At 68.5% G+C, this 20987-nt stretch carries 21 protein-coding genes and 1 tRNA gene; 19 read left to right on the top strand and 3 right to left on the bottom strand.

Features of this window, described 5'->3' with window-relative positions; genetic code table 11:
* The first annotated feature begins 5 nt into the window (after nt 1-5).
* On the top strand, nt 6-644 hold the full coding sequence (locus tag QUE68_RS07990; protein WP_455013417.1) for a DedA family protein: 639 nt from the start codon (nt 6-8) through the stop codon (nt 642-644).
* On the opposite strand, the gene QUE68_RS07985 is transcribed toward QUE68_RS07990, so the two are convergent.
* Nucleotides 641-1417 (bottom strand): FadR/GntR family transcriptional regulator, encoded by a 777-nt coding sequence (locus QUE68_RS07985; protein ID WP_284225447.1) that lies wholly within the window; start codon nt 1415-1417, stop codon nt 641-643. The two genes, QUE68_RS07990 and QUE68_RS07985, sit on opposite strands and share 4 nt — an antisense overlap.
* Before the next feature lie 46 nt (nt 1418-1463).
* On the opposite strand from QUE68_RS07985, the gene QUE68_RS07980 reads away from it, so the two are divergent.
* The 5 genes from QUE68_RS07980 to QUE68_RS07960 all read left to right on the top strand — a co-directional run bounded on the left by QUE68_RS07980 (nt 1464) and on the right by QUE68_RS07960 (nt 6655).
* Nucleotides 1464-2618, top strand: coding sequence for an acyl-CoA dehydrogenase family protein (locus QUE68_RS07980; protein WP_286275398.1), 1155 nt, complete (start codon nt 1464-1466; stop codon nt 2616-2618).
* Nucleotides 2615-3547: an acyl-CoA dehydrogenase family protein gene (locus QUE68_RS07975; RefSeq protein ID WP_286275397.1), complete on the top strand. Its 933-nt coding sequence runs from the start codon at nt 2615-2617 to the stop codon at nt 3545-3547. Before QUE68_RS07980 ends, QUE68_RS07975 begins: the two co-directional genes overlap by 4 nt.
* Entirely contained in the window at nt 3544-4737 is a 1194-nt protein-coding gene (locus QUE68_RS07970; RefSeq protein WP_286275396.1) for an acyl-CoA dehydrogenase family protein, read from the top strand. Before QUE68_RS07975 ends, QUE68_RS07970 begins: the two co-directional genes overlap by 4 nt.
* Nucleotides 4734-5708, top strand: a complete 975-nt coding sequence (locus QUE68_RS07965; protein WP_286275395.1) for an acyl-CoA dehydrogenase family protein — start codon at nt 4734-4736, stop codon at nt 5706-5708. Before QUE68_RS07970 ends, QUE68_RS07965 begins: the two co-directional genes overlap by 4 nt.
* Before the next feature lie 149 nt (nt 5709-5857).
* Nucleotides 5858-6655, top strand: a complete 798-nt coding sequence (locus QUE68_RS07960; protein WP_284230762.1) for an oxygenase MpaB family protein — start codon at nt 5858-5860, stop codon at nt 6653-6655.
* A gap of 6 nt (nt 6656-6661) precedes the next feature.
* Here the strand turns inward: QUE68_RS07960 and QUE68_RS07955 are convergent, their stop codons facing one another.
* Nucleotides 6662-7552, bottom strand: a complete 891-nt coding sequence (locus tag QUE68_RS07955) for an SDR family NAD(P)-dependent oxidoreductase (protein WP_284225440.1) — start codon at nt 7550-7552, stop codon at nt 6662-6664.
* Between the two features lie 81 nt (nt 7553-7633).
* Between QUE68_RS07955 and QUE68_RS07950 the strand changes: the two genes are divergently transcribed.
* From QUE68_RS07950 to QUE68_RS07900, 11 genes are all read left to right on the top strand, one after another.
* Nucleotides 7634-8077, top strand: a complete 444-nt coding sequence (locus tag QUE68_RS07950; RefSeq protein ID WP_284225439.1) for a nuclear transport factor 2 family protein — start codon at nt 7634-7636, stop codon at nt 8075-8077.
* Nucleotides 8078-8081: 4 nt separating this feature from the next.
* Complete coding sequence (locus QUE68_RS07945; RefSeq protein ID WP_284225438.1) at nt 8082-9317, top strand: sulfotransferase family protein; 1236 nt, start codon at nt 8082-8084, stop codon at nt 9315-9317.
* Nucleotides 9310-10563, top strand: coding sequence for a hypothetical protein (locus tag QUE68_RS07940; RefSeq protein ID WP_286275394.1), 1254 nt, complete (start codon nt 9310-9312; stop codon nt 10561-10563). The genes QUE68_RS07945 and QUE68_RS07940 overlap by 8 nt, the downstream gene beginning before the upstream one ends.
* Nucleotide 10564: 1 nt before the next feature.
* Nucleotides 10565-11398 carry an oxidoreductase gene (locus QUE68_RS07935; RefSeq protein ID WP_284225435.1) on the top strand — a complete coding sequence of 278 codons (834 nt, stop codon included), beginning with the start codon at nt 10565-10567 and terminating at the stop codon, nt 11396-11398.
* Between the two features lie 6 nt (nt 11399-11404).
* Entirely contained in the window at nt 11405-12223 is an 819-nt protein-coding gene (locus tag QUE68_RS07930; RefSeq protein WP_284225434.1) for a mycofactocin-coupled SDR family oxidoreductase, read from the top strand.
* Nucleotides 12224-12232: 9 nt separating this feature from the next.
* Nucleotides 12233-13816, top strand: a complete 1584-nt coding sequence (locus QUE68_RS07925) for an FAD-binding protein (protein ID WP_284225433.1) — start codon at nt 12233-12235, stop codon at nt 13814-13816.
* 48 nt (nt 13817-13864) lie between these two features.
* On the top strand, nt 13865-14674 hold the full coding sequence (locus QUE68_RS07920; protein ID WP_284225432.1) for an SDR family NAD(P)-dependent oxidoreductase: 810 nt from the start codon (nt 13865-13867) through the stop codon (nt 14672-14674).
* A 113-nt stretch (nt 14675-14787) separates the two neighbouring features.
* Entirely contained in the window at nt 14788-17193 is a 2406-nt protein-coding gene (locus tag QUE68_RS07915) for a lysylphosphatidylglycerol synthase domain-containing protein (protein WP_286275393.1), read from the top strand.
* Between the two features lie 40 nt (nt 17194-17233).
* Nucleotides 17234-17701, top strand: coding sequence for an SRPBCC family protein (locus tag QUE68_RS07910; RefSeq protein WP_286275392.1), 468 nt, complete (start codon nt 17234-17236; stop codon nt 17699-17701).
* A complete protein-coding gene (locus QUE68_RS07905; protein WP_286275391.1) occupies nt 17694-19508 on the top strand; it encodes a sulfatase-like hydrolase/transferase in 1815 nt (604 codons plus the stop codon). Before QUE68_RS07910 ends, QUE68_RS07905 begins: the two co-directional genes overlap by 8 nt.
* A 118-nt stretch (nt 19509-19626) precedes the next feature.
* Nucleotides 19627-19965 (top strand): hypothetical protein, encoded by a 339-nt coding sequence (locus QUE68_RS07900; protein ID WP_286275390.1) that lies wholly within the window; start codon nt 19627-19629, stop codon nt 19963-19965.
* A 16-nt stretch (nt 19966-19981) separates the two neighbouring features.
* Here QUE68_RS07900 and QUE68_RS07895 read toward each other — a convergent pair.
* Nucleotides 19982-20066 (bottom strand) — tRNA-Leu (locus QUE68_RS07895).
* Nucleotides 20067-20211: 145 nt separating this feature from the next.
* Between QUE68_RS07895 and QUE68_RS07890 the strand changes: the two genes are divergently transcribed.
* Together QUE68_RS07890 and QUE68_RS07885 are read left to right on the top strand one after the other, a co-directional pair.
* Nucleotides 20212-20598 (top strand): hypothetical protein, encoded by a 387-nt coding sequence (locus QUE68_RS07890; RefSeq protein WP_286275389.1) that lies wholly within the window; start codon nt 20212-20214, stop codon nt 20596-20598.
* Nucleotides 20595-20975, top strand: a complete 381-nt coding sequence (locus QUE68_RS07885; RefSeq protein WP_286275388.1) for a DUF3817 domain-containing protein — start codon at nt 20595-20597, stop codon at nt 20973-20975. Before QUE68_RS07890 ends, QUE68_RS07885 begins: the two co-directional genes overlap by 4 nt.
* Nucleotides 20976-20987: the final 12 nt, after the last annotated feature.

The raw sequence follows: 20987 nt of genomic DNA, 5'->3' as shown, positions 1-20987 counted from the left end.
ACGCGATGTTGCAGACCATCCCGCCGCTCGCGGTGTACGTGGTAGTCGGTGTGATCATCGGGCTAGAGAGCCTCGGCATCCCGCTGCCCGGTGAGATCGCGCTCGTCAGTGCCGCGCTGCTCGCCTCGCGACACACCCTCGACATCAATCCCGTCGGCGTCGGTGCCGCGGCCACGATCGGCGCCATCGTCGGTGACACCATCGGGTACGCCATCGGCCATCGCTATGGCATGAGCCTCTTCGAACGACTGGGCCGACGGTTTCCCAAGCACTTCGGTCCCGGACACGTCGCGTTGGCCAAGCAATTGTTCACCCGGTGGGGCGTCTGGGCGGTGTTCTTCGGCCGGTTCATCGCGCTCCTCCGGATCTTCGCCGGACCGCTTGCCGGCGCATTGAAGATGCCGTATCGAAAGTTCTTGATCGCCAACGCCACTGGCGCCCTGTTCTGGGCCGGCGGCACGACCGCCGTCGTCTACTACCTCGGTCTGGCCGCCGAGAAGTGGCTGTCGCGGTTCTCCTGGGTCGCGCTGGTCATCGCCGTCCTGCTCGGCATCGCCTTCACGCTGGTGATGAAGGAGCGCACGGCCACGGCGATCGCCAAGCTGGAGGGCGAACACGACTGGGACACGCTGCGTAAGACCTAGAACGCCGCGCGGCCCGAACGCGCCGAGGACGCGTTGACGACGTCGTCGGTGAACCTGTCCAGCACCAGGGCCTGCGTCGCGGCCAAGTGCCTGCGGGCGATCGACTGCACCTCGTCGGCACGGCCGGCGGCGATCTCGTCGACGAGCCGCCGGTGGGTACGCACCGCGCCCCGCGCGGCACTCGGCGACGGGTATTCACCACGCCTGGTCTGCGTGACCGCCCACTGCCGTTCCTGGGCCGACCACAACGCCACCAGGCTCCGCACCACGTGACGCATGGTGTCATTCGGGGTGAAACCGACCACCAGGTCGTGGAACTCGCGGGCGATGCGGGTGAAGGCGACGCCGTCGGACACTGCCTCCGCGGACGCTTCGACGTTGGCGGTCAGCGCCGGGACGACGGCGGTCCCACGGTCCGCTCGCCGGGCCACCTCGGCGGCGCACAACGGTTCCAGCAGCAACAGACCTCGGGCCAGGTCGCCGAGCGTGACCTCCGCGCCCTGCAGGAGCAGCCCCAGGTGATACGCGCCCGACGATCGATCGGGCCGGTGCACCTCGGCGCCTCCGACGCTGCCTCGCCGCACGGTGATCAACCCCTCGGTCTCGAGGATCCGAAGGGCTTCGCGCACCGACGGATGACTCACGCCGAAGTCACTCACCAGCTGGTCCTGGGTGGGGAGCCGGTCGGCCATGCGTCCCGCCAGGATGGCCTCTCGCAGTTCGCTCGCGACGGTCTCGGCGATGCGACGTTGGGGGGTCCGTCCGGGTGGCACGAACGAATACTAGCAATCCTTATAAGGATTGACCTAAGATCGCCGGGTGGACTTCGATATGGGTCGTGACGCCGACAACCTGCGCCGGCAACTGCGCGACCTGGTGAAAGCTCATGTGCCGGAGGACTTCCTCGGTGCATTCACCGACGATCCCGCCGACCTGGAGGTCGCCCAGGACTTCTGTCACCTGCTCGCCGACCGCGGCCTGCTGTGCATGTCCTGGCCACCCGAGTTCGGCGGACGCGGATCATCGGTCTGGGAACAGACCGTGGTGCGGGAGGAGATGTGGGCCCACCACGAGCCGCGCGGCGCCCAGTACATGGGCGTCAACTGGGTGGGGCCGACGCTGATGCGTCACGGCACCGCCGAACAGCAGCGCAGACACCTGCCGCCCATCGCGCGCGGCGACGTCATCTGGTGTCAGGGCTTCAGCGAACCGGAGGCCGGCTCGGATCTGGCGTCGCTGCGCACCGCGGCCACCCCGGACGGGGACGGCTGGCGGATCAACGGCCAGAAGATCTGGACGTCATACGCAACGATGGCGCAGTGGTGCTTCCTGCTCGCGCGAACGACGAAGTGGGACAAGGCGACAACGAAGAAGCAGGCTGGCCTCACCATCTTCCTGGTACCGATGGACGACCCCGCCATCACCGTGCGGCCGATCGGCTGCATGATGGGCCCCCACCACCTCAACGAGGTGTTCATTGACGACCTTCGGGTGACGGAGGCCGACATCCTCGGCACGTTGGACGGCGGCTGGTCGATCGTGGCCGACGTGCTGTCCTTCGAGCGCCTCGGCATCGCCCGCTACGCCCGCTGCGAACGACTGCTGCAGATGGCTCCGGAGCTACTCGACGAACGCTGGACCGAGCTGCCCGCCGAATTGCGCGGACGGTGGACGCGGATGCTCACCCACTGCCGCCGCGCGCGACTGCTGGCGTATCGCCTGGTATCGCTGCAGAGTGAGGGGCGCGTGCAGCCCACCGATGTCGCGGCATATCGGATCGCCGTCACGAAACTGGACCAGGACAGCGCCGAGGTTCTGATGGAGATCGCGGCCGAGGCGCCCGAGGCGGGCACCGCGTTGTTCCGCCGCGAGGTCGAAGACCACTGGCGCTACTCGCAGGCCTCCACCGTCTCCTCGGGCAGCATCGAGATGCAACGCATCCTGCTGTCCCGCTCCCTGCTGGCGGCACGATGATCACCGACCTGGGTGACGAGGCCAAGGAGTATGGGCGCCAAGCCCTTCGGGCGTTCCAATCCGCCGGCGGCGACGAGCTGGTGCAACGGGCCGAAGCCGATCCGACGGCGCGCGCCGCGCTCGTCGAGCACGTCCTCGCCGAGCTCGGCGCGTGGGAACTCGAACCGAGAGGTGACGCCGAACAGCTCGAGGCGGCGGCCGCGCTGTGCCGCAGTGCCGGCTACTGGGCGCTGCCCTACCCCGTCGCCGAGCGGCTCTGCAGAACGGCGGACGACGACGGACTCATCGTCGTCGCCGACACCAGGCCGGCAGGCGCGGTTGCGGGTCTGGACGCCAACTGGGCCGCCGTGACGCTCGACGGACGCCGGGGGGCGGCCGTTGCGATCGGCGAGCCGGAAGCCGCCTTCGTGACGCGGCTGGCCGTCACGGTCACCGACGGCGACGGACTCGCCGACCTCCCCGCGGCGCTGGTGCTGCCCTGCTGGACACTTCTCGGAATGCTCGACCGCGCACTGGAATTGACCATCCATCACGTCCGGATGCGTCAACAGTTCGGTCAGCCCCTCTCGGCCTTCCAGAGCGTGCAATTCCAACTGACCGACGGCGAGGTCGAACGGGCGGGATTGGAGATGCTCGCCAAGTACGCTATCTGGAGCGTCGCCGAGGACCGGGACGAGGCACTGAACGACGCGCTCGCGCTGCGGATGGCCGCCCTGGAGGCGGCCGAGATCGTCTTCCGGATCACCCATCAGTTGCACGGCGCCGTCGGCTTCTGCGACGAGACGACGCTGTCGTGGCTGTCGCGGTACAGCCAGCCGCTGCGTCGGCTGCCGCAGGGGCTGTCCGCCACCCGCGCGCTGCTCACCGAGAGGCTGGGTGCGCGAGGTCTGACCGGCCCGTACGGCGCCGACCGCGAGAGCGTGTCGTGACCGCGGACCTCGACGACTTCCGCAGGGACGTTCGGGCCTGGTGCCGGGAGCACGTCCCGACGGACTGGCGCCGCGCCCAGACCGGGGTGGCCGACGACCAGTTCGTCACCTTCCAGAAGTCGTGGTTCGCCGAATTGCACACTGCTGGCTACGCCGTGCCGCACTGGCCGCGCGAATGGGGTGGCGGCATGCCGGTTGCCGAGCAGATCGTGCTGTACCAGGAACTCGCGGCACACGACGCGCCGCGCCTGGTGCTGGCGTTCGTCGGCATCCACCACGCCGCGTCGACCCTGCTGGCCGCGGGCACCGACGCACAGCGCCGACGGCACCTGCCGGCGATCCTCGACGGCGAGATCTGGGTGCAGGGGTTTTCCGAACCCGAAGCCGGTTCGGATCTGGCCTCCCTGCGCACCACCGCCCGGCGCACCGACGACGGCTACCTCGTCAACGGTCAAAAGCTCTGGGCCAGTGGCGGATTGCATGCCGACTGGTGCCTGCTACTGGCCCGCACCGATCAGAACGCCCCGAAGCGCAGGGGTATCTCGTACTTCCTGATGGACATGCAGTCACCGGGTATCGACGTCCGCCCGATCCGCAACGCGATCGGCGAGTCCCACTTCTGCGAGATCTTCCTCAACGACGTCCTCATTCCCGCCGAGCACCTGATCGGTGCCGAGAACGCAGGCTGGCAGGTGGCGCAGGCCACGCTGGGCGCCGAACGCGGAATGACGATGCTCGAGCTGGCTGAGCGACTCGGCAACGCGGGTTTCCAACGCTTGGTGCAGGAGTGCCGGACCGCCCGCCCGGACGGCACACGGCCGATCGACGACGACGTGGTGGCCGACCGGCTCGCGCAGTTCGACATCGAGATCGCCGGCCTTAGAGGCTTGTGCCGCAAGGTCGTCGAAGGCCACGACACCGGCGCCGCCGGACCGGCGGACCCCTCCATCGTCAAGCTGTTCTACAGCGAACTGCTGCAACGGTTCACCGACTTCGGTACCGAGGTCTCGGGCCTGGCCGCCCACACCGTGCTGACCAAGCCGATGTCGAGCGGCTGGGAATCCGGCGCGTGGGCGCTCGACTTCATCGGGTCGTGGGAGTGGACCATTCCCGGCGGCTCCAGCGAGATCCAACGCACCATCATCGGCGAACGCGGGCTCGGCCTGCCTCGGGAACCGGTGAGCTCGTGACCTCCGAACTCGGCGAGTTCCACGACGAACTGCGCACCATCGCCCGGCAGGTGGTGGGACGGGGCGCCGCGTGGCGGCAGGTCGTCGATGCGGGCTTGTTGGCGTTGGAGATTCCCGAATCGCTCGGCGGCGCCGGAGCATCGTTCGTCGAGACGGCCATCGTGCTCGAGGAGATGGGTCGCGCCGCAGCGCAGACACCCTGCCTCGGAACGGTTCTCGCCGTCGGCGCACTGACGGCCTGCGCGGCCCACCCCATTCGCGACGAGTTGCTCGAGCGCATCGGCGCCGGAGCGACCGCCGCGTTCGCGACCGGCTTCACCATGTCCGGCGACACCGTGTCGGGCTGCGCCGAATTCGTGCCCGACGCGTCGGGGGCGGACGTCCTGCTGCTACAAGCCGACGTCGGCGGCACCCCCGTCGTGGTCCTCGCCGAGCGCCTGTCCGTCACCCCGCAGCCGGTGCTCGACGAGACGCGGGCGCTGGCCACCGTGACGGCAGACTCCGCCGACGTGTACGAGACCTGTTCGTTGACAACGGATGTCGGTGCGTTGCGGGATCGGGCGGCAGTCGCCATCGCCTGCGACAGCCTTGGCGTGGCGGAGGCGATGCTCGCCGCGACCGTGGAGTATGCGTCGGTCCGTCAGCAGTTCGACCGGGCCATCGGGTCCTTTCAGGCGGTCAAGCACGCGTGTGCGGACATGCTGGTGCAGCTCTCGGTGGCCCGGGAGTTGGTCGCCGCCGCCGCCGAGGCATTGGCCACGGGCGACTCGAAGACCACCGCGGCCATGGCGAAGTCCTACACCTGCGCCGCCGCGGTCGACGTCGTCGGGAAGGCCATGCAGCTGCACGGTGGCATCGGTTACACCTGGGAGAGCGGGCTCCACGTGTACCTCAAACGCGCCATCCTGAACCGCTCGCTGTACGGCTCCCCCGCCTCGCATCGACGGCAGTTGGCCGCGAGGTACCGCTAGACGGTCGATGAGGACGGCATCGCCACGGCGTCACCCTTCCGTCGCACCTTCGCCAAATCCCACCCCGGGACGCCGGGCGTACTGTCGAAGGCGTGGCATTGCCTGGATTGACGACGGTCCGCGACGGCCTCGGTCAGAGACTCTTCGGCATGGTCGCCGGTCCCGACGGCCCCGCCAATCGAGCCCGCATCCATGACACCCCCGGGCCGCGGTGGTTCGGCGAGGACCGCCCGATCAGGCGGGTTCACGGTGACGCGTCGATGTTCGTCGGCGGACTGAGAGCACTCCTTCTCCAGTCACTGCATCCCCTGGCGATGGCGGGGGTCGCCGGTCACTCCGACTACAAGGGCGATCCATGGGGTCGGCTGCAGCGCACCAGCACGTTCCTCGCCGTCACCACGTTCGGCCCGGAAGACGACGCTCAGCGCGCCGTCGACAAGGTCCGCGGAATCCACCGGCGGGTGCAGGGAACGGCCGAAGACGGGCGTCCGTACGCCGCGTCGGACCCGCATCTCCTCGAATGGGTGCACATCGCGGAGATCGACAGTTTCCTCATGGCGCATCAGCTCTACGGGGCCAACCCCTTGGATCAGGAGGGCCGTGACGGCTACGTCGCCGACACCGCGCGGGTCGCCGCCGCGCTCGGGGTGCTCGACCCGCCACGCACCGAGCGCGAGTTGAAGCAGCGGCTGGCGGACTATCGGCCCGAACTGATCGGCACCGCGGCGGCGCGGGAGGCCGCGAAGTTCCTGCTGCTGACCCCGCCGTTACCGCTGCTGGCCAAACCGCCGTATGCGGTCCTCGCCGCCACTTCGGTGGCCATGCTGCCCGCCTGGGCGCGGCTGCCGCTGCGACTGCCCTACCTACCGCCGCTGGAGGGCACTGCCGTGCGCGTGGCCGGCCGGACCCTGGTCGGTGGCATCCGCTGGGCCCTCGACCGCGGCTGAGGTTGATCAGACGGGAATCGTTGTGCCCGTTTCCTTCTCGGCAAAGGTCACCAATCGAGCGGCGAGCTCGTAATCACAGGCCCCCGCCGAACGCCCACTCAACGTCGGACCGCCCTTGAGCCCGAATCTGCTGTCGATGCCCACGTAGCTTCCCGGCGGAATCGGTTCGCTGATGCAGTACAGAGTCGGCGCGGCACCCGCGTCGAGGTCATTGGCCAGCACTCCTGCCGCCGACTTCACCACCGCGTGGAATGCCGACATCACCCGCTTGTCGGAGACGTTCGACAGGTTGGAGGCCACCCAGCCGGGATGGGTCAGTTGGCTGGTGACCGGTGACCCCGCGGCGCGCAGCCGACGGTCGAGCTCGAGACCCCACAGCATCACCGCGAGCTTCGAGCGTCCGTAGGCGGGGAACGCCGACCACTTGCGGGTGCGCAGATGCGGATCGTCCATCGCGATCACGGCCGACCTGTGCGCGTCGGAGGCAACGTTGACGATGTGCGAACGCACCCGGCCGAACAGGAGATTGGTCAACGCGAACGGGCCGAGGAAGTTCGTACCCAGCGTCATCTCGAAACCATCAACGGTGTCCGACCGGCTCTGCACGACCACCCCGGCGTTGTTGATCAGGACGTCGACGTCACCGTCGAACAGATCGGGAAAGGCCCGCACCGACGCCTGATCGGCGAGGTCGAGCTTCACCACCGACGTGTCGCCACCGATCTCGGCAGCGCGCTGGGCGCCCAATTCGACGTTGCGCACCGCGAGGATCACGTGGGCACCCGCGCGGGCGAGGGTACCTGCCGTCGCCAGACCTACGCCGTTGGTGGCTCCCGTCACGATGATGCGCTTGCCGGTCAGATTGCCGAGTCGGGTCGGAGACCACAGTGACGTCACCGGCTGAGACTAACTGCACTCTCGAGAGAGCTTTCCCGGAAACTAGACACAAATCCGGTCATGTCTACCAAACTGGCGCTGATGACTGACAGCGCACGCACGATCGAGAACCTTCTCTACACCTACGCAGAGCGACTCGATGCAGGCGATCTCGACGGGGTTGCCGCGCTCTTCGAGCACGGCCGCATCTGCGGTGTCGAGGACGGCCCACCGGAGACGGTGTTCACCGGCGCCACCGGGGTACGTCGGCTGTACGAGATGGCCACGCGCATCTACGACGACGGCACCCCCAAGACCAAGCATCTGACCACCAACGTGCACGTGCACGTCGACGATGACGCGGGCACGGCGCGCTCGAGCGCCTACTACTGCGTCACCCAGGCCACGCCCGAACTGCCTCTGCAGGTCATCGTGACGGGCCATTATCACGACACCTTTCAGCGGATCGACGGCTCGTGGTGGTTCGACACCAGGACCATGTACGTCGATCAGATCGGCGACACCAGCCAACACTTGAAGTTCTGAGCCCGTGCCGCATCCGTTCGACCCGGCGCTGCTCCTGCACAGCGCGCAGCAGAAGGAGGGGTTGGCCGACGGGGGTCCCGTGCCGTTCGAGGCGGCGCTCGCCGTCCTGACCGAGGACTACGCCGCCGCAGACCTCAACGACGTCGGCGTGCACATCCTGCGTTCCGGTCTGGTGCACAGTCTGCGGATGCGTCTGCGGGCGCAGGAATGGATCCGGCGGCATCCCGAGATTCTCGAGGAGACGATCGTCGCGCCCATCGTGGTCGTCGGCATGATGCGCAGCGGCACCACGCTGCTGCAACGACTCCTGGCCGCAGACAACCGCTTTCACTGTGCGTACGGCTGGGAGGTCGTCGAGGTGGCGCCGAAACTCGACTACCGGTGGTCGGATCATCCTGCCGGCGCTTCGCTCGCCAAGGCGACCGAAGACCCTCGCATCGTCGTCAGCGAGAAGCGTGAAGCCGCGACGCGTGAGCTCGCCCCCGAACTGTTCGCCATCCACCCCATGTACGCCCGCGAACCCGAAGAGGAGATCGTGTTCCTCTCCGACGCCTTCCTGTCGCACGTACCGGAGTCCGGCGCGCACGTGCCGCGCTACCGGTCCTGGCTCGACCGTCAGGACTTCGCCCCCGCGTACGCGTATCTGCACCGGATGCTGCAGTTCCTGCAGTGGCAGAAGCGCCAGGCGGGCCGGGACGGTTCGAGCCACGCCGAGCGCTGGGTGCTGAAGTCGCCGGCCCACCTCGGGTACCTCGACGCGCTACGCGCCCAATTCCCCGACCTCCACGTCGTCCACATGCACCGCGACCCCCGCGAGACCATCCCGTCCGGCGCCAGCCTCAACGCCACGCTGCACGCGATGCACGCCGACCGGGTCGACCGGCATCGTGTCGGCGTCGAATGGCTGCACCGGATGGGCTGGACGAACGACCGCGCGATGGCCACCCGGGACCGATGGGCCGACGAATCCGCGGTCTGTACCGACGTGGAGTTCACCGACGCGGTCGCCGATCCGATCGGTCAGGTGTCCCGGGTCTACGACGCGATCGGCGTGCCGCTGAGTGTCGAAGCGGAGACGGCGATGCGACGCTGGCTCGTCGAGCGTCCGCGGGAGGCCGCCCGACCGGCCTACGCCGCCAACGACTTCGGGCTCACCGACGCCCAGATCGACGAGCGGTTCACCAGCTACGATGCCCGGTTCCGCACGGGCGCCCGATCCCGAGGAGGGAACCATGCCTGACTTCACCGGTGACCCGGTAGCCACGACGTCGCAGCACGAGCAGGAGCTGGCGGCGCTCGAACTCACCAATCACCCGACCGTCAGGGCGGCGTACCGCAGCGTGGCCGAGACGTGGCTGGGGCGGGCCAAGGCGTCGGTGGCCATGCGCGAGCGCTTCGACGACGCGTTCGCCGAAGTGATGTTCTCCGCCGCGGTGTGGTCGTCGAACCAGGACAAGCTCCGGCCCAAGGTCAGCTGCATCACCCGGCTGGCCCACCCGGTGGCGGACCGCCAGATCCCCGGATCCCGTTGGGGCATCGACAATCCCGACAGCGTCTACCGCGTGATCCCGATCTCCGGTGACGAACGCTACGAGATTCACGGTCGAGTCGGCGAACATCGCATGACCGAGAACTACTTCACGCTGTGGGACGCGAACATGGGCACCGTCGCGGTGCTCAACGGCCGCACCATGGACGTCGACGCCGACGGGTCCTTCACCATCACCGTCGACGCCGACCCGGCGGGTGACCGCCCCAACCACGTGCAGTCCACGCCGGACGCCCACGAGTTCTACATCCGCGACGTGCTGCTGAACTGGGACCGCGACGACGCGAATCATCTCGTCGTGCAACGACTCGGCGATGCTCCGCGCACTGCGGCCAGGACCTTGGACGAACAGGCCGATGCCACGGCGGCGATGATGGCGCACTTCGCCAACTTCACGGGAAAGCTCAGCCACGGCGTCTACAAGATGGCACCCAACCACTTCGACCTGGCCTGGTCGGCGGACAAGGTCGGGGCGATGCGCAGCCAGGTGTACGTCATGGGCCGGTTCGAGCTGAACCCCGGCGAGGCCTTCGTCGTCGACGTCGGCGACGGCGGCGCCGAGTACTTCACCGTGCCGCTGAGCAACATCTGGGGCACCACGTTGAACCTCGTCGATCGCACCGGCAGCCTGAACAAGGCGCAGTCCGAAGCCAACGAGGACGGCAGCTACACCTACGTCATCGCCCCCACCGATCCCGGCGTGGCCAATTGGATCGACTCCGATGGCCTCCACGAGGGCATCCTGACGCTGCGGATGGCCGAATTCGGTGGCGACGGTCCGACCGCCGACCTCGGAGCCCGGGGCCGGGTGGTGAGGCTCGATGACCTCGCACGGGTGGTGCCGGGCCTGCGCCGGGTCTCGGAAGCCGAACGCGCGCAACAGCTCGCCGATCGCCGCACGGCATATCTGCGGCGCCTTCCCGAAGGGACACTTTGACATGAGCCGCTGGTTGATCACCGGGTGCTCCACCGGCATCGGTCGCGAGATCGCCCGTGCTGCCTTGGAAGCCGGCCACTCCGTGGTCGTGACCGCGCGCCGCACCGAGACCGTGGCCGACTTCGCCGAGGACTTCGGCGACCGCGCGGTGGTCGTCGCCCTCGACGTCACCGACTCCGACCAGATCGCCGCGGCGGTGCGCGCCACCGACGAGGCGTTCGGCGGGATCGACGTCCTGGTCAACAACGCGGGCAATGGCTACCTGTCCGCGATCGAGGAGGGCGAGGACGCGCAGGTCCGAAAGCTGTTCGACACCAACTACTTCGGGGTCGTGGACACCATCAAGGCCGTGCTGCCCGGCATGCGGGCCCGCCAGTCCGGGCACATCGTGAACATCTCGTCGATGACGGGCTTGGTGGCCAACCCGCCCAATGCGTACTACTCCTCGACGAAGTTCGCCCTCGAGGCGTTGACCGAGGCGCTGGCGCAAGAGGTCAAGCCGTTCGGCATCAAGGTGACCGCGATCGAGCCCGGAGCGTTCCGCACCGACTGGGCGGCTCGGTCCATGTGGGAGTCGGCCACTCCGATCGGCGATTACGACGACGGCGTCGGCACCCGCAAGACGATGATCAAGGAGTTCGCCAACCACCTGCCCGGCGATCCCCGCAAGGTCGCCGAGGCCGTGCTCATGGTGACCACCCTCGACGAGCCACCCCTTCGCCTGCTGCTCGGGAGGGACGTGCTGAAGGCGGTGCGCGACAAGCTCGCCGCCTTCTCCGCGTCGATCGACGAGTGGGAATCCGTGACCAAGAACGTCAACTTCCCCAAGGACTGAGTACACATGGCAACCATGACCGGCAAGGTCGCGCTCATCACCGGAGCCGCACGCGGGATGGGTCGCGCGCACGCCGTAAAGCTCGCCAGCGAGGGCGCCGACGTCATCGCGATCGACGTCTGCGCCGAGTTCGACTCCACCGACTACCCCGGCTCGACCGCCGACGACCTCGCCGAGACGGTCGGACTGGTCCAGGGTCGGGGACGTCGAATCTTGGTCCGCCAAGCCGACGTACGCGATCCCGAGGCGGTCGGCGAGGCCGTCGCAGCCGGCGTCGAGGAGTTCGGCCGCCTCGACGTCGTCATCGCCAACGCCGGCATCATCCGCGTCAGCGACACCCTCGAGCGGGCCACCACGTTCCGCGACGTCGTGGAGGTGAACCTGATCGGCGCCTGGAACACCGTGGATGCGGCCATCCCCGCCCTGATCGCCGGTGGCCGTGGCGGCTCCATCGTGCTGGTCAGTTCCACCCAGGGCATCAGGGCCGCGGGCACCGAGCGTGCGGGCGTCCAGGGGTACGCCGCGTCCAAGCGCGGCCTGGTCGCCCTGATGCAGGTGTGGGCCGACCAACTCGCCGAGCACTCCATCCGGGTCAACACGATCCACCCCAGCGGCGTGGCGACCGACATGATCCTCAACGAGACCACGATGAGGTTGTCCGCCGCCGGTGACCCCTGGCTCGCCAGCCAGCTCAATGCCCTCCCGATAGCACTGCTCCAGCCCGAGCAGATCGCGACCGCGGTGGCCTGGCTGGTCTCCGACGACGCAGCGTTCATCACCGGCACGTCGTGGCCGCTGGATGCCGGATTCACCCTCCGGAGTTAGGAATTCGCCATGACCACCGAAGTGTCAGCCGCCACCTCCCCCGACTGGGACGAGACCGTCGACGTCGTCGTCGTCGGCTCTGGCGGCGGGATCACGGGCGCCTATACCGCCGCACGGGAGGGCTTGTCCGTCGCACTCGTCGAGGGGAGTGACCAGTTCGGCGGGACCACGGCCTACTCCGGCGGCGGCGGCATGTGGTTCCCGTGCAATCCGGTGTTGCGCCGCGCCGGCGTCGACGACACCATCGACGAGGCCCTGAAGTACTTCCACGCCGTCGTCGGCGACCGCACGCCACGTGCACTGCAGGACGCCTACGTTCGCGGTGGCGCGCGGCTCATCGAATACCTCGAGGCGGACCCGGAGGAGGGGACGTTCAAGTTCAAGGTGCTGCCGTGGCCCGACTACTTCGGTGGTGCGCCCGGCGCACGCCTGGACGGTATGCGCCACATCGTGTCCCGGGCGTTGCATGCGGACGCCCTCGGCCCCTACGCCGACCGGGTCCGTGGACCGTTGGACACCGAACGTCTCGGCGTGCCCGCACCGGATCTGCTCACGGGTGGTCGCGCCCTGATCGGTCGCTTCCTTGCCGCGCTTCGCCGCTTCCCCGACGCAGCGATCCACCTCGAGTCTCCGCTCACCGATCTGGTGCTCGAGGACGGCGTCGTCACCGGAGCCGTCGTGCAGCGCCACGGCGAGCAGGTGCGCATCCGCGCCCGACGCGGCGTGCTCCTCGCCGCAGGCGGTTTCGAGCAGAATGCGGAGATGCGTCGCTCGTTCGGCGTCCCCGGCAGGGTCGCGGACACGATGGGCGCGCCGGGCAACGACGGCGCCGCGCACCGGGCCGCCATCGGCGTCGGCGCGGCCACCGACCTGATGGATCAGGCATGGTGGTCACCGGGATTGACGCACCCCGACGGCCGGTCGACGTTCTCGCTGTGGTTCACCGGCGGCATCTTCGTCGACTCCGGCGGGCGGCGGTTCGTCAACGAATCCGGCCCGTACGACCGGCTGGGGCGGACGGTCGTCGACCAGATTGCCGCTGGCGCAGTGGGTTTGCCGTTCTGGATGATCTACGACGACGCCGACGGCGGGGTGCCACCGGTGAAGTCGGCCAGCGTATCGCTGGTGGCGACCGAACGCTATCGCGATGCCGGGTTGTGGCACACCGCAGACACTCTGGAGGACCTCGCCGTGATCATCGGGGTACCGCCCGCCGAACTGCAGGCCACGGTCGCGCGCTTCAACGAGCTGGTCGCCGAGGGCGTCGACCGGGACTTCGGACGTGGCGACGAGGCCTACGATCGCACTTTCACGGGCGGTGCCTCGCCGCTGGTAGCGATCGATCAGCCGCCCTTCCACGCCGCGGCGTTCGGCCTGTCCGACCTGGGCACCAAGGGCGGGCTGGTCACCGACGCCGACGCGCGCGTGCTCGACGACGACGGTCGGCCCATTCCCGGGCTGTACGCCGCCGGCAACACGATGGCCGCCGTCAGTGGCACCGTGTACCCCGGCGGCGGCAACCCGATCGGCGCCTCCATGTTGTTCAGCCACCTCGCCGCACTGCACATGGCCGGACGCCCGGCTCCACGCTGATCCGCCGACCGGCTGACACCGACGTTTTTGGCAGGCATCATTCGGCCCATGTCTTCCACACTTGCGCGCTACGCCGACCGCCGCGTCCTCGTCACCGGCGGCGGCTCGGGCATCGGCCAGGCGACCGTCCTGCGCCTCCTCGAAGAGGGTGGCCGGGTCGTGGCCGCCGACATCAGCGACTCCGGTTTGAAGGACACCGTCGCCAAGGCCGACGCGTACCGCACGCGGCTGTCGACGGTGCAGATGGACGTCGGCAACGAATCGTCGGTGCAGGCGGGGGTGGCCGAGGCGGTCGGCCTGGCGGGCGGGCTGGACACGCTGGTCAACGCGGCGGGCATCCTGCGGTCGTCGCACTTCGTCGACACCACGCTGGCCGACTTCGAGACGATCGTGCGGGTGAATCTGATCGGCACGTTCCTCGTCACGCGTGAAGCCATTCCCGCTCTGCGACAAGGCAATGCGGCCGCCGTCGTCAACTTCAGCTCCACCTCGGCCAACTTCGCCCACCCCTACATGGCGGCCTATGCCGCCTCCAAGGGCGGCATCCAGGCGATGACGCACGCCCTGGCGCTGGAATTCAGCAAGGAGCGCATCAGGTTCAACTGCGTGCAACCGGGTTCGATCTCCTCCGGCATGACCGACGGCGTCGGTGAGTCGAAGCAGAGCGTGGGGCCGGGACTGCCCGACGACATGGACTTCTCATTGCTGGGCAAGATCATGTCCGTGCTGCCGACCGACGACGGTGCGATGTTCGCCAGGCCCGACGCGGTGGCCAGTGTCGTGGCGATGCTGGGATCGTCGGACGCCTACTGGATCACGGGCACCGAGGTGCGGGTCGACGGTGGTACCCACACCTAGCTCGGGTCCGACGCTGCGGGACACAATCGGGGGCACAGACCGCGGGCTGGGATAGGTTGGCCGCACGCCGCTGACCCACGCGGTGCCGGCACCGATCCGAGAGATCCTCAAACATGCGAGTTGACGGGCGGGATGTCTCCGTTACCGGCGATTTGCTTCAGCCGCTCGTTCGGCGGACCAACGACATCTTCCGCCTCGTCCTGGCGGCGGCCTTCCTGGCCGTCGTCGTCATCAGCTCGCTCATCACGCGCAGGGACTGGGTCGCCCTGGAGCGGTCGATCTCGGGGATCGTCGAATTCCTCACCCCGACGCAGTCCAACCTGGTGTATCTGGCCTACGGGGTCGCCATCCTGGTCTTGCCCTTCGCCATCCTCATCGGGCTGATCACCGCCCGTCAGTGGCGGCTGCTCGGCGCGTACGCCGCGGCGGGGGTGATCGCGGTACTGGCGCTGTCGATCAACTCGAGCGGCTTTGCCGCACCGCGATGGCACTTCGATCTGAACGACCGGTTGCGGACCCTGCTCTCACAGTTTCTGGACGATCCGCGATGGATTGCCATGCTCGCCGCGGTGCTCACGGTGTCGGGCCCGTGGTTGGACGCGCGGTGGCGTCGTTGGTGGTGGACCCTGCTGCTGGCCTTCGTCCCCATCCACCTCGTCGTCAGCGCCGTGGTTCCGGCGCGGTCACTACTGGGTCTTGCGGTGGGCTGGTTCGTCGGCGCGCTGACGGTCCTCGTCGTCGGCACCCCGGCGCTGGAGGTGCCGCTCGACGGCGCGGTACGGGCATTGCGACGGCGTGGGTTCGCCGTGACGGGGTTGACCGTGGTGCGGCCGGCCGGACCGGGGCCGCTGGTGCTGTGGGCGGCGGCCGACGGGGCGGATCGCGACGAGTCGGCGGCAGGCGATCCGGCGCGGGTGATCGTCGAGATGTACGGGCCGAACCAGCGCAGCGGCGGCATCATGAGCCAGGTCTGGCGACGAGTGCGGTTGCGCAACAGCGAGACCGCGCCCCTGCACGCCTCCATGCGCCGCGCCGTCGAGCACCGCGGGCTGATGGCCATCGCCATCGGCGATCTCGACCTGGCGAACAGTACGACCGTCGCGCTGGCGGCACTCGACCGAGGCTGGACGCTGTACGCCCACACCCCGGTGCGGGGTGTCCCGCTCGATGACTGCAGCGCCGACGAGTCCCTCGTGGGTCCGGTGTGGAAGGCGCTCGGAGTCCTTCACCGACATCAGATCTCGCACGGCGACCTCCGTGGCAAGGAGATCACCCTCGACGATGGCGAGGCCCGATTCGGGGGCTTCGGCAGCGCCGAGTACGGCGCGACCGACGTCCTCCTGCAGGCAGACATCGCCGCGTTGCTGGTGTCGACGACGGCCATCTTCGGCGCCGGGGCCGCGGTGCGCGCCGCCATCGTGGAGTTCGGCGAGGGCACCGTCCTCGCCGCTTCGCGTCGTCTGACGAAATCCGCTCTCCCCAAACATGTTCGAGCCTCGGTCGCCGATCCGGGGACCGTCATGACGGCGGCCCGCGACGAGGTGATGCATCAGACCGGCGCCGACCAGATAAAGGCCGAGACGATCACCCGCTTCACCAGAACTCAGGTGATCCAACTGGTGCTGCTGGTCGCACTGGTCTACGTGGCCTACCCCTTCATCAGCACGGTGCCTGCCTTCTTCTCCGAGTTGCGCACCGCGAACTGGTGGTGGGCGCTGCTCGGACTGGCGGTGTCGGCATTGACGTACCTGGGTGCCGCGGCGGCGCTGTGGGCCTGCGCTTCGGGGCTGGTGAGCTTCCGCAACCTGGCGATCATGCAGGTGGCCAACACGTTCGCGGCCACCACGACGCCTGCCGGTGTCGGCGGCCTGGCGCTGAGCACGCGCTTTCTGCAGAAGGGTGGTCTCGGTGCGCTGCGGGCGACGGCGGCGGTCGCGATGCAGCAGTCGGTACAGGTCATCACGCACGTCGCACTGCTGGTCCTCTTCAGCGTGATCGCCGGGACCTCGGCCAACCTCGAGCACTTCGTGCCGAAGACGACGGTGCTGTACCTAATCGGAGGCGTGGCCCTGGGAATCGTCGGCACCTTCACGTTCGTGCCGACGCTACGACGCTGGCTCGGCACCGAACTGCGGCCCCGGCTCAAGGAACTGGGTGGCGAACTGGTCGATTTGGCCCGTGAGCCCAAGCGGCTGACGCTGATCGTGCTCGGCTGTGCAGCAACGACTCTCGGTGCGGCCTTGGCGTTGTGGGCCAGTGTGGAGGCCTTCGGCGGCGGCACCACCTTCGTCACCGTCACCGTCGTGACGATGATCGGCGGAACACTGGCCTCGGCTGCCCCGACCCCCGGCGGTGTCGGCGCGGTCGAGGCAGCGCTGATCGGTGGTCTGGCGGCCTTCGGCGTGCCCGCCGCCGTCGCCGTCCCGTCGGTGCTGTTGTACCGGGTCCTCACCTGCTGGCTGCCGGTGTTCGTCGGCTGGCCGGTGATGAGGTGGCTCACCAGAAACGACATGATCTAGAGGTCACCAGTCTCGACGTCGCGCCACATCGACGCCTGCGATGGTGTTTGATGACGGTGTGGCAGACATCAGCCGCAGCCGAACGATATCCGCCCCGCCGCAGGCCATCTGGGACGTACTCGCCGACTTCGGTTCCTTGAGTTCATGGGCGGTCGACGTCGATCATTCGTGCGTCCTCAACCGGGGTCCGGACGGCGCCACTGTGGGAACGACGCGCCGTGTACAGGTCGGCCGCAACGTGCTGGTGGAGCGCATCAGCGAGTTCGCCCCGCCTTCCGTGCTGGCCTACGACATCGAGGGTCTGCCCCGCAGGTTGCGCGCCGTCGCGAACCGCTGGACGCTGCGGCCGGTGGGCGAGGCCACCGAGGTCACGCTGACGAGCACGGTGGAAATCGGTGCGGGTCCCCTTGCCCGGACGGCGGAATGGGCCGTGTGCCGGGGCCTGGCCAAGGCGTCGGACTCGATGCTCGCGGGTTTGGCGCGACGAACGGAGGAGCTTCATGTCTGATCGGCCCGACATCGTCATCATCATGACCGACGAGGAGCGCGCTATACCACCGTACGAGGCGCCCGACGTGTTGGCCTGGCGCCGACGCGCCCTCGGCGGGCGCCGTTGGTTCGACGAGCACGGCATCAGCTTCGCCCGGCACTACACGGGCTCGCTGGCCTGCGTGCCGAGCCGCCCGACCATCTTCACCGGGCAGTATCCCGATCTGCACGGCGTCACCCAGACCGACGGCATCGGCAAGCGGTACGACGACTCGCGGCTGCGGTGGCTGCGGGCCGGCGAGGTGCCGACGCTCGGCAATTGGTTCCGCGCCGCGGGTTACGACACGCACTACGACGGCAAGTGGCACATCTCGCATGCCGATCTGGAGGACCCGGAAACGGGCGAACCCCTGGCGACCAACGACGACGGAGGTACGGTCGACCCCGCCGCCGTGCAACGCTACCTCGACGCCGATCCCCTTGGGCCCTACGGGTTCTCCGGCTGGGTGGGACCCGAACCACACGGTGCAGCCATGTCCAACAGCGGTTTTCGACGCGACCCGTTGTTCGCCGACCGCATCGTCGCCTGGCTGAGCGACCGGTATGAGCGCCGTCGCGCTGGCGATACGGCCGCCCTGCGGCCGTTCCTCCTGGTGGCCAGCTTCGTCAACCCGCATGACATCGTGCTGTTTCCGGCGTGGGTGCGACGCAACCCGCTGACGCCCTATACCTCGATGGACCCACCGCACGTCCCCGCGGCGCCGACCGCTGACGAGGACCTGCGCACCAAGCCGGCCGCGCAGATCGCGTTCCGCGAGGCGTACTACTCCGGGTACGGCCCCGCCCCCGCGATCAGCCGCAGCTACAAGCGCAATGCGCAGAAGTACCGCGACCTCTACTACCGCCTGCACGCCGAAGTCGACGGGCCACTCGACCGGGTGCGCCGCGCGGTCACCGAGGGCGGTTCGGAGAACGCCGTCCTGGTGCGCACCTCCGACCACGGCGATCTGCTCGGCGCGCACGGCGGACTGCATCAGAAGTGGTTCAACCTCTACGACGAGGCCACCCGGGTGCCCTTCGTGATCGCGCGCATCGGCGAGGGCCCGACCCAGCCACGCGTCGTCTCGGCACCGACGTCACACGTGGACCTGGTACCGACCCTGCTCGGCGCGGCGGGTGTCGACGTCGACGTGGTCGCCGACGTGCTCTCCGAGTCCTTCTCGGAAGTCCACCCCCTGCCGGGGCGCGACCTGATGCCGGTGGTGCACGGAGCGCCGGCCGACGAGGAGCGGGCCATCTATCTGATGACGCGGGACAACGTGCTCGAAGGTGATACCGGCGCCTCGGCGGCAGCCAGGGGCATGGGACTAGACGTCAATCCCCCTGCGCCACTGCGGATCCGAATCCCCGCGCACGTCGCCTCCAACTTCGAGGGTCTGGTGGTCCGCGTCGACGACGCGGACGCGCCACTCGGCGCTGGACATCTGTGGAAGCTGGTGCGCACCTTCGACGATCCGTCCACGTGGACCGAACCGGGTGTGCGCCAACTGGCCACCAACGGGATCGGCGGCGAGGCCTACCGAACCGATCCGCTCGACGATCAGTGGGAGCTCTACGACCTGACCGCCGACCCCATCGAGGCCGAGAACCGCTGGGCCGACCCGGCATTGCACGAGCTGCGAGCCCACCTGCGGATGCAGCTCAAGCAGGCGCGGGCGACGTCGGTGCCGGAACGCAACCGGCCGTGGCCCTACGCCGATCGGCAACCGCCGACCGGGGAGTCCGAGGGCGTGGTCCGACGGGTGCTGGGGCGCGTCGGGTTGTAGCTCACTCCGGCCCGCTCCCCTTCTCGTGATCGGTAGTCGCCCCTCCGCCGTGTACTGGAGCGCGACAATCGACGCAGACCCGGCGCAACGTTGGGCACGAGGATCGGAGAGTATCGACATGGGCATCTTCAAGAAGGCGAAGGACGCCGCCGGAATGGTTCACGTCAAGGGCGCGGGTTTGGTCGACCCGGCCATCCTGGGCGGGCCGTCGACCCGGTCGGTGGCATCGGACGACCCGATCTGGGCGCCGATCAACGGCATCTCGCTCGAGGATTACGCCGGCCTCGCTCGCGACGCCCAAGCCAAGGGCATCACCGACATGGCCGGCATGGTGAGGCTGGGCGAGGAGCGCGGGTGGGATCCGGCGGACACGCAGGCTGCCCTCGATGGCTGGGTGGTCAGGATGGGCCAGTCGATGGCGGTCGGCCAACGGTTTCGCAAGCTCCTGGGGTACTGACCGACGCTCTTACTCGTGCGGGCGGTGGGACTCGAACCCACACGTTCTTTCGAACACGGGCACCTAAAGCCCGCGCGTATCGCCAATTTCGCCACGCCCGCAATGCGAGAGATCGTACCCGCTTCCCCGTTTCGAAACCCTGTCGGTGCTGAGTCGTACCTTCCCGACAGGAAGGCAGCCGCAAGGCCGACACCGCGAGGCTCGACGAGTTCATCGGACCCAAGGCCATCGCGGTACCGTGGACGAATGTCCACTACACGCCGTAGGAGGCCGGCGCTCATCGCGTTGGTCGTCATCGGCGCCGCGGGCTGCCTGGCCCTGGGCTGGTGGCAGTGGACACGGTACGAGTCCGCATCGGGGTCCTTCCAGAACCTCGGCTACGCCCTGCAGTGGCCGATGTTCGCCGGCTTCTGCTTCTACGCGTACTACAAATTCGTCCGCTACGAAGAGGCGCCGCCGCCGAAGCCAGACCAGAACCAGCCGACCGAGATCCCCGACGGTCTGCTGCCCGAGCGGCCGAAGGCCGACACCTCACTCGACGCCGACCCGACACTCACCGAGTACAACGCCTACTTGGCCGAGCTCGCCAAGGCCGATTGCCGCCCCGACACCGACGACAGGACGACGAGATGAGCAGCCCGGACCCCGAAGCCCCCAGCGACGCACCGGAAGCCGACAACCCGTCGCCGACGACTCCGAAGGACGTCGTCCGCAAGGCGTTGACCGCCTACCGCGTGCTGGCCTGGACGACGGGCCTGTGGCTGATCGCGCTCTGCTACGAGATGGTGCTGAAGTACATCGTCAAGGTCGACGATCCGCCGAGCTGGATCGGCGTCGTGCACGGCTGGGTGTACTTCGTCTACCTGCTGTCCGCCGCCAACCTTGCGGTGAAGGTGCGCTGGCCCATTGGCAAGACCATCGGCGTGTTGCTCGCCGGCACCATCCCGTTTCTCGGCATCATCGTCGAGCACTTTCAGACCAAGCAGATCAAGGCCGCCTACGACCTCTGAGTCAGCGGTCCG

Source organism: Mycolicibacterium sp. TUM20985, assembly GCF_030295745.1.
In the GTDB taxonomy this organism is placed as follows: Bacteria; Actinomycetota; Actinomycetes; order Mycobacteriales; family Mycobacteriaceae; genus Mycobacterium.
Note: the sequence above shows the minus strand (reverse complement) of the source record. Positions and strands in the feature narration are given on the sequence as shown.

Coding starts and splice junctions, on each gene's coding strand:
- QUE68_RS07960 (WP_284230762.1), top strand. CDS start 5,858: ATGGTCGCCGGTCCCGACGGCCCCGCCAATCGAGCCCGCATCCATGAC.
- QUE68_RS07925 (WP_284225433.1), top strand. CDS start 12,233: ATGACCACCGAAGTGTCAGCCGCCACCTCCCCCGACTGGGACGAGACC.
- QUE68_RS07885 (WP_286275388.1), top strand. CDS start 20,595: ATGAGCAGCCCGGACCCCGAAGCCCCCAGCGACGCACCGGAAGCCGAC.
- QUE68_RS07905 (WP_286275391.1), top strand. CDS start 17,694: ATGTCTGATCGGCCCGACATCGTCATCATCATGACCGACGAGGAGCGC.
- QUE68_RS07950 (WP_284225439.1), top strand. CDS start 7,634: ATGACTGACAGCGCACGCACGATCGAGAACCTTCTCTACACCTACGCA.
- QUE68_RS07900 (WP_286275390.1), top strand. CDS start 19,627: ATGGGCATCTTCAAGAAGGCGAAGGACGCCGCCGGAATGGTTCACGTC.
- QUE68_RS07940 (WP_286275394.1), top strand. CDS start 9,310: ATGCCTGACTTCACCGGTGACCCGGTAGCCACGACGTCGCAGCACGAG.
- QUE68_RS07930 (WP_284225434.1), top strand. CDS start 11,405: ATGGCAACCATGACCGGCAAGGTCGCGCTCATCACCGGAGCCGCACGC.
- QUE68_RS07890 (WP_286275389.1), top strand. CDS start 20,212: ATGTCCACTACACGCCGTAGGAGGCCGGCGCTCATCGCGTTGGTCGTC.
- QUE68_RS07910 (WP_286275392.1), top strand. CDS start 17,234: ATGGTGTTTGATGACGGTGTGGCAGACATCAGCCGCAGCCGAACGATA.
- QUE68_RS07920 (WP_284225432.1), top strand. CDS start 13,865: ATGTCTTCCACACTTGCGCGCTACGCCGACCGCCGCGTCCTCGTCACC.
- QUE68_RS07990 (WP_455013417.1), top strand. CDS start 6: ATGTTGCAGACCATCCCGCCGCTCGCGGTGTACGTGGTAGTCGGTGTG.
- QUE68_RS07935 (WP_284225435.1), top strand. CDS start 10,565: ATGAGCCGCTGGTTGATCACCGGGTGCTCCACCGGCATCGGTCGCGAG.
- QUE68_RS07915 (WP_286275393.1), top strand. CDS start 14,788: ATGCGAGTTGACGGGCGGGATGTCTCCGTTACCGGCGATTTGCTTCAG.
- QUE68_RS07975 (WP_286275397.1), top strand. CDS start 2,615: ATGATCACCGACCTGGGTGACGAGGCCAAGGAGTATGGGCGCCAAGCC.